A 7,861-nucleotide genomic window follows, 5' to 3' on the forward strand; every position below is an offset into this window, starting at 1 on the left:
CGGTACTGGTCTCCGGCACCGATGGCGTCGGTACCAAGCTCAAGCTCGCCTTCGAACTGCAGCGGCACGACACCATCGGCATCGATCTGGTGGCGATGAGCGTCAACGACATCCTCGTTCAGGGCGCCGAGCCGCTCTTTTTTCTCGACTATTTCGCCTGTGGCAAGCTCGATATCGAGACCGCTGCCGACGTCGTCAAGGGCATCGCCAGAGGCTGCGAGCTTGCCGGCTGCGCGCTGATCGGCGGTGAAACGGCCGAAATGCCGGGCATGTACCCGGCAGGCGAATATGATCTCGCCGGTTTTGCCGTCGGCGTTGTCGAGAAAGCGGCGATCATCGACGGCTCGACGATCATTCCGGGGGACGTGCTGCTTGGCCTGCCGTCATCGGGCGCGCATTCCAACGGCTATTCGCTGCTGAGGAAGATCATCAGTCGCGCGCAGCCGGACCTGACGCTGGCCTTCGACGGCGAAACGACGTTCGCCGAAGCCATCCTGGCGCCCACGCGGATCTACGTGCAAGCGGTGTTGGCGCTGCTGCAGGCGCTGCCGGTCAAGGGCCTGGCGCACATCACCGGCGGCGGGCTGACCGGCAACGTGCCGCGCATCCTGCCGCCTGCAGTCAAGGCCGAGATTGCCCAGGCGGCGTGGCCGCGCCCGAAGCTCTTTGACTGGCTGCAGCGCGAAGGCGGCGTCGCCGACAGCGAAATGCACCGCGTCTTCAACTGCGGTATCGGCATGGTCGTCGTCGTCGCCCGCGAGGACGTGCGGCAGGCCTTGCAGATCCTGCATGCGGCCGGCGAAGCGGCGGTGGTCATCGGGGCGATCAAACCCAGGGAGGCAGGGGAAGCGGCGACGATCGTGTTTTCCGGGTAGGGGGCATGTGGATGGGCAATGAATAGTGGTATAGTCATCAAGGCCCTAGCCCTGATCGACGGCGGCAACGCCGAGTGTCTTCAATGATTATTCACCGGGTGGCCGACCACATCCCCTGGCCTGGTCGTCGCCTGAAGGAGAGAAAATGCCTAACCGTCTGATGCGGGTCGTGACCTTGGTCGTCGGCACCGTACTTCTCAATACCGGGTGCATCCTGTCGCAAACCGTGGACCGCAACTACCTGGGCGTGAACGTTCCGGCAGAGACCCAGGATCGGAAACTGGCCGGCCTTTTTCTGCTGCCCTTTGCCACCGTACTCGATGTGCTGACCTTGCCGGTGCAGGCCGGGGCAGTGTTGACCTATGGCGACGACTTCCCTTTCAGGTATCAGGGCAAGGACGACGTTATCCACAACCTGGACCGGGGCAACGCCGGGCAACCTGCCCAATAACATCGGCGTTACTGACCGACCACGAATTCCCCCACCGTCACCACCTCGCGCTGCCCCTTGAGCCGCAGGGTCAGCCACTCTTCCTTCTGGGCGGCGCTGCCGAAGGCGGTATACAGGCGCAGACTGAGCGTTGTCGCGCCCGCGACCACTTGCTGGCGGTGTCCGTAGAACTGCGCCTGCACGAGGTAGCGGCCGGGTTTGGCCTTTTTCAGGGAAAACTCCTCGGGTCCGTAACCCCCGGTGAAATCGCGTGACATGGCGCCGCCCTGATAGGTCAGGCGGTTGCCATAGTAGGCCTTTTCCCCATTGGGGTCGGTGACCCAGAGGTCGATGTCGGTATTGTCGGCATCCCAGGCCAGAAGCACGCGCAAATCGAGCGGCAGATTGCGCAGAAAACGCGGGTCGATCGCCGAGGTGTCGATTCCCGAGGGCGCGGTGGCGATCAGCGCGTTCATTTCCGCCAGGGCGATCAGTTCGATATCCGGGAAGCGGTTGTGCCAGGGGCGGGTCACCACCTGGTAGAGCGACTCCACGGCCTGCTGCCGGTCGCCGGTTTCTGCCTGCGCCAGTCCAAGGTCACGCCAGGACTGCGGTTCGTTGGGCGCCAGATCGAGGACGCGTTGCAGCACCGGCACGGCCAGGTCGGCGCGTTTCGCCTGCAGCAGGCGGTAGCCAAGAATGCGCAGGATGTGACGGTTTTCGAGATCCATCTCGGCCAGGTTGGAGAGGATGCGCAGCGCCAGTTCCGGGCGGGCACGCTCGAAGAAAATGTCGGCCACGTCGAGAAAGAACGCCGTACTGTTCAGGTAAGCGGGTCGCTCGTCGAGATAGACGCGATAAAGCTGGTCGGCCTCGGTCTTGCGCAGGCGTTCGGCATAAGGCGCGTCGGGCAGCCATTTCTTGAGCTGGATCCTGGCGACGGGTGCTTCGGCATCGGCAAGCTTCGCCTTGCTCGCCGGGGCGGCTGCTGCCATTTCCGGCCTCGGAGGCACCGGTGCTGCTGCCGCAGCGGGCTGGCTTCTTCGTTCCATCATCATGCCGGGCGCGGCTCCTGCGGCTCCTGCGACTTTGTCTGCCTGCCTCACTGGCGGGCGGTCTCCCTTGGGGAAGTCGCGTTCCCACCAGGCCTGTTTTTCCTTGAAGCGACGCGCGATGTCTTCGATGTGACGGGCGCGGTCGCGTTCGACCTGTTGCCGACGGCTTGCCGCAAGCCGCTCGTAGTCGTCACGCAGCTCGGCGGGGGGCGGGATTTCATGGCGCACATAGTCTTCGACGCGATCCAGAACGATCAGCGAGGTACCCGGCGTGACCAGGCCAAAGGACTTGCCGAGACGGGCAATGGCCGTCCGATGGATGCTCCGCTCCGGCAACAACTGCTGCAGCCGCAGGCGTGCCCAGGCCTGCGCCGCAAAACTGGCCGACAGCGCGTTCGTGCCGCCGACCCGGACTTGCTGACGTTCGATACCGCCGCCGGGCTTGCGCCATTCCAGATCGAGCACCGCCGTCGGCTCGGTCAGGATGCCGGCCACCGCCAGACGCCCCGATTCCGGATCGGGCGGTGCTGCCACCAGTTCGCTCGCGCCGTTGGAACGTAGGGCGGTCAGGCCTGGGCCGATGCTGCGCAGTGCCGTCACCGCCGCCGCTGGCGAAGTCGCGAGCAGATCGACAAAGGCGCCGCCGCTGCTCGTCGCCGCCTGGCGCAAGCGCTCGCCATCGGCCGCCGCTGCAGCGCTGACGGCAAACAGCGGCAGGTCGAAATCGGGCATGGTCTGGGCGGAAAAATTGCCCAGCCCGTCGGAGAAGAGCAGCACGGCGTCAGCCCCGGCGGGTGGGCGAAAAGCCGCCATGTTGGTGGCACCGTCATAGATCACCTGTTCCAGACGCGCGCGCAGAACCGACCAGTCGCCTCCCCTGATGACAAAATTGCCGCCGTCCTCGGCACTGTCGCGGGCCAGTGTCAGCCGCACCTGGCCATTGCCGAGGGCCTTGAAATAGGCATCGAGCAGGGCAAACTCACGGCCATGCTCGCGCTGGGCACCGGAACCCGAAGCGTCCCAGACCAGGGCCAACTGCCCTGGTTTCGGTCGTGTGGCAGGGGGTATCCCAGGCCCCGGCAGTTCGGCGTAGAAGTACCGTTTGCCGCCGTACTCTTCCACGGTCACCAGCGGGCCGGTGTGTGGCGAGAGGCTCACTTCAGCCAGTCCTTGCGGCTGATCATTGCGGCGATGCCATGCCAGCGTCGCGCCGCCTTCGCGGTTCTCCCAGCGGGCACCGCTCAGGCCGCGCACCACCCTGGCCGCATCGGCCTTGAGTCCGGGCACCTGAATCCGCAGGTCGAAGTTCTCCAGCCGTTCGCCGAATGCCAAAGGCAGGCGCAGCAGTGCCGTCCCATCACGTCTTCCCCGCAGATGTTCGCTGATCGACAGCGATACCTTGCGGTCGCCTTGCGCCGGAATCGGGTAGATACGCAACTTGTAGTTGTTGCCCTGGGTGGCTTCCAGCAGGGCCGGGTCGACCCGTGTCCGGGTCACCTCCTCGAAGACTTCCTGACCGCGAGCCTTGTCAACGGGCACTGCCGGTCGCCACTTGCCGTCGAAATCGAGCGCGAAACCACTGACCTCCTGACCGTCGAGCAGGGGAAATTGCAGTTCGCCTTCGAGCAGGCGGGCATTGGGATTGTGGAAGGTCATTTCGACCGTGCTCTTCGCCAGACGGCCAACCACCACCACCTCGATGCTGACGCGGGTCAGCCGTACCGGCTGTGCCGCTTCCGGCGTGTGCAGGCGGATGGGACGGACCACTCTCGGCGGCGGCTCGCTGATCAGCAGAGCCTGCTGGGCACCCGCGACCTGTCCAGCGCAGAACAGTGCCAGCAAGACAAGCGCTTGCACGACTTTCATGATTCGGCTCCTTGTTTCACGAACTGCAGGAGAGCATCGAACACCCCGCCCGGTGTCTCGCCCAATCGGGCCGCTTGGCACTGAACGCTTCCCGTCCCGGCTGCTCATCATAGGGCCGGCGCAAGATCTCGAGCAGGTCAGCGACCCGTTGCATGTCGCCCTGTTCGGCGAGGTCGATCGCCTGCTGCGCGAGGTAGTTGCGCAGCACGTAGCGCGGGTTGGCGGCGTTCATCCGCGCAGCCCGTCGATCTGCCGGTAGCCCTTCCTGTCGCAGGCGGGCAGCGTAGCGCTGCAGCCACTGCAGCAGATCGCCGGTAAAGCGCTGCCGGAGATCCGGACGGTAGAACGATTCCTGCACGACCTCGACGCTCGGCTGCTCGATGTCCAGGCTGGCCAGGCTGCGGAAGAACCCGGTCATGTCGATTTCCGCCCGATGCATCAGCCCGTAAAGGTCCTCGAGCAGATCGACATCGTCGTCCTGCCAGCGTTCGAGGCCCAATTTGGCCGCGTAGGCAGCGCGGAATTCGTTGGCATACACCTCCCCATAATGTTCGAGGGCGTCGGCCAGTTCGTTAGGTTCGGGGATCAGCATCGCCAGCGCTTCGGCCAGTCGTTCGAGATTCCAGAGCGCGATCGCGGGTTGCCGGGCAAAGCAGTAGCGCCGGGTCGATGCGTCGGTGGTGTTCGGAGTCCAGCCGGGGTCGAAATTGTCGACCCAGCCGTAGGGACCATAATCGATGGTCAGACCGAGAATCGACATATTGTCGGTATTCATGACCCCATGTACGAAGCCGACGCGCATCCAGTGCACCATCAGACGCGCGGTACGTTCGCAGATTTCCCTGAACCAGGCCGCCAGGTCGTTCGCAGTGCCGGCGGCGACCCGTTCGGGGAAGTCGCGCGCCAGGGTGAACGCCACCAGGCGCTGTAGCAAAGCACGATCGCCGCGCGCTGCCAGCAGCTCGAAATGGCCGAAACGGGTGAACGAGGGCGCGACCCGACAGACCACCGCGCCCGGCTCGGCGACCGGATGCCCGTCGTAGAACATGTCGCGAATGACCGTTTCACCGGTACCGACGAGACTCAATGCGCGTGTCGTCGGCACGCCGAGGTGGTGCATCGCTTCGCTGCACAGGAACTCGCGAATCGACGAGCGCAGCACCGCGCGGCCGTCGGCGCGGCGCGAGTAGGGCGTCGGGCCGGCCCCCTTGAGTTGCAGTTCAAAGCGCTGCCCTTGATGGTTGATCACTTCGCCGAGCAGGATCGCACGGCCATCGCCGAGTTGTCCGGCCCACTGCCCGAACTGGTGGCCGCCGTAGCAACTGGCATAGGTTGCCATGCCGGGCAGTCGTCCATTGCCGGACAGCGCGGCGAGCAATTCCGGTGCAGCCATCGCCTGTTCGTCGAGATCGAGCGCCGCCGCCACCTCGCGCGAATGTGCGAGCAGTCTCGGCGCGGTGACTGGCGTCGGATCGACCGGCGACCAGCAGGCGCCGAAGACCTGCCGCGACACATTGCTTCGCTCGGGGTCACCCGGCAGTTCGCGCAGAAAACGATTATCGAAGGTGAGCATGGGGAGAGCGTTTCAGAAGAGCGTAACGGGCCGGCAGCATCGCTGCGCCGTGTGGAGCGCGTGAACGTATCAGGAAATCAGCCCTGCCTGACCAGTTCGATGATCTGGGCAGTATCGAGCGTCCGTGCCCTGGCCTGCATCTCGGGCAGGTAACGGCTTTGCAGTCCTTTGGCCTCGCCGAGCATGTCATCGAAAGCGGTGCGCAGCATCGGCGCCGAGAAGCTGCGACCACCGGCATAGTAGCGTTTGGCGACGTGCCCGAGCGCATAGGTACTGGCGAAACTCATTCCCGAACTCACGGCCTGTTTGCCGAGGCCGCCGAACAGGCCGCCGCCAACCTTGCCGAGCAGACCGCCGAGCAGTTTGCGGCCGGCCTGTTCGAGATACTGCGAGGTCAGCCCGACCCCGAGGGTGGCAAGAAAATCCTTGATATGGCCGCGATCGAGTTCGAAACCATGGGATTTGCCGATGCGATAGACCAGTTTCATCTGCAGCGGGATGATCGCCATCGTCGACAGCGATTCCGGCAGCAGTTCGAGTGCGCCATTGAGGATCGCCGCATTGAGAATGATCTTGTCCATTTCCGCCTCGCTCAGTGTCGACGCATGCTCGACCGCAGGAAGAGAAGCGGGTGCCGGCGGCGGAAGCTGCGTGCTGCCGCCTGCGCCGAGCGGCAGTGCCGCGATGGCTTCCGCCTGCCGGCTGTAGGCTGTCGACTGCTGCAGGTCGATCGCGAGCGCGCTGCGCAGGTCGGCGAGAAAAGCCTGTTCGGCAGGGCTTTGCACGCCATCGGCGTCACAGACGCAGACCGCCATTTCGAAAGCGAGCTGCCGCGCGTCCGGGGTCGTCAGCGCGGCCACTGTCGATGCCATCGAGACGCGCTTGAGCAGCACGTCCTGATAGAGCGCGGCGAGGTTGATCGACCCCTCGCCAGCCAGGGCGTCGGCAATGCGCTTGAGTTCGGCGCGCTCGGATTCGTTCTTGTGGCCATCGGCAAAGGCGGCCATCAGGCAGAGGGTGAGAATGGCTTGCTGTTCCTGCTCGTTCATGTGAAGAATCTCCGGTAAAGAGGTCGTTTGGCCGGGAGAGTATCCGGAAGTTCCGCACCGCGATCAAGGTGCATGTACTGCCGATGCCGGAATGCACGCCTGTTCAGCAAGTCGGCAGGCGAACCAGAACTTCCAGGCCGCCGCCGGGCGCGTCGGCCAACAGTAACTCGCCCCCACAGCCAGTGACGATACGCCGCACGATCGCCAGACCGAGTCCGCAACTGCCGTCGGTGGCGCGCGCCGGTTCGAGCTGGGCGAACGGTTCGAGGGCGCGGCCGCGATCCGCATCGGCAATTCCCGGTCCGTGGTCACGCACGCGCAGCGCTGCGACGCCTGCACTGACCTGTGCCAACTGCACTTCGACCGGTGGCGCACCATGTTGCAGGGCGTTGTCGATCAGGTTGTCGAGCAGCCGCTGCAGATTGCCGGTGGTCATCGCCACCCGGCATGGCGCCGCAGCGGCGCTGACCGTCAATTCGACGGCGCGGCCGAGTTCGCGCTGGCGCGCGACCGCCTCGTGCAGCAGCGTTGCGATGACAAGCGGCGCCGGCGCCACCCTCTCGGTGGTTTCGCTGCGCAGGAAAGCCAGGCATTGGCCGACGATCCGTTCCATGTCGTCGACGTCGCGCACCAGGCCGGCGCAATCACCGCTTTCCTGCTGATCGCCGGCGAGCAGCGCCAGGCGCAGGCGCAAGCGTGTCAGCGGTGCACGCAGATCGTGCGTCAGGCCGGCGAGCATCTCGCGGCGCTCGGCCGCTGCTGATGCCAACTGGCCAAGCATGGTGTTGTGACGCTCGGCCAGACGCCGCACCTCGCGCGGACCTTCCGGCGTTGCCGTACGTGCCGCGCCATCGCCGGTTGCCGCGACGGCATCGCCGAGGCGGGCCAGCGGTCCGACGATGCCGTGCACGAAGAGGCCGGCGATCAACAGCACGGCGGCCAGCGTCAGCGCCAGAAACCACCACAGATCGGAGGGCAGCGCCTGCGGCTCGAAGCGTGGCGGCGGCAGCAGC

At 65.3% G+C, this 7,861-nt stretch carries 6 protein-coding genes; 2 read left to right on the forward strand and 4 right to left on the reverse strand.

The window, feature by feature from the left end; translation table 11 throughout:
• Together purM and CAPSK01_RS02180 are read left to right on the forward strand one after the other, a co-directional pair.
• The coding region (purM, locus tag CAPSK01_RS02175; RefSeq protein WP_034921822.1) for a phosphoribosylformylglycinamidine cyclo-ligase at positions 1 to 875 on the forward strand (875 nt) is incomplete at its 5' end.
• A 145-nt stretch (positions 876 to 1,020) separates the two neighbouring features.
• Positions 1,021 to 1,326, forward strand: coding sequence for a hypothetical protein (locus tag CAPSK01_RS02180; protein ID WP_273702913.1), 306 nt, complete (start codon positions 1,021 to 1,023; stop codon positions 1,324 to 1,326).
• An 8-nt stretch (positions 1,327 to 1,334) separates the two neighbouring features.
• On the opposite strand, the gene CAPSK01_RS02185 is transcribed toward CAPSK01_RS02180, so the two are convergent.
• From CAPSK01_RS02185 to CAPSK01_RS02200, 4 genes are all read right to left on the reverse strand, one after another.
• Entirely contained in the window at positions 1,335 to 4,226 is a 2,892-nt protein-coding gene (locus tag CAPSK01_RS02185) for a VIT domain-containing protein (protein WP_034921828.1), read from the reverse strand.
• Between the two features lie 16 nt (positions 4,227 to 4,242).
• Positions 4,243 to 5,799: a YdiU family protein gene (locus tag CAPSK01_RS02190; RefSeq protein WP_034921831.1), complete on the reverse strand. Its 1,557-nt coding sequence runs from the start codon at positions 5,797 to 5,799 to the stop codon at positions 4,243 to 4,245.
• Positions 5,800 to 5,876: 77 nt separating this feature from the next.
• Positions 5,877 to 6,848 (reverse strand): DUF533 domain-containing protein, encoded by a 972-nt coding sequence (locus tag CAPSK01_RS02195; protein WP_034921834.1) that lies wholly within the window; start codon positions 6,846 to 6,848, stop codon positions 5,877 to 5,879.
• Positions 6,849 to 6,951: 103 nt separating this feature from the next.
• On the reverse strand, positions 6,952 to 7,861 hold a 910-nt coding region (locus tag CAPSK01_RS02200), incomplete at its 5' end, for a HAMP domain-containing sensor histidine kinase (protein WP_273702914.1).

Origin of the sequence: Candidatus Accumulibacter vicinus (genome assembly GCF_000584955.1) — a bacterium.
In the GTDB taxonomy this organism is placed as follows: Bacteria; Pseudomonadota; Gammaproteobacteria; order Burkholderiales; family Rhodocyclaceae; genus Accumulibacter; species Accumulibacter vicinus.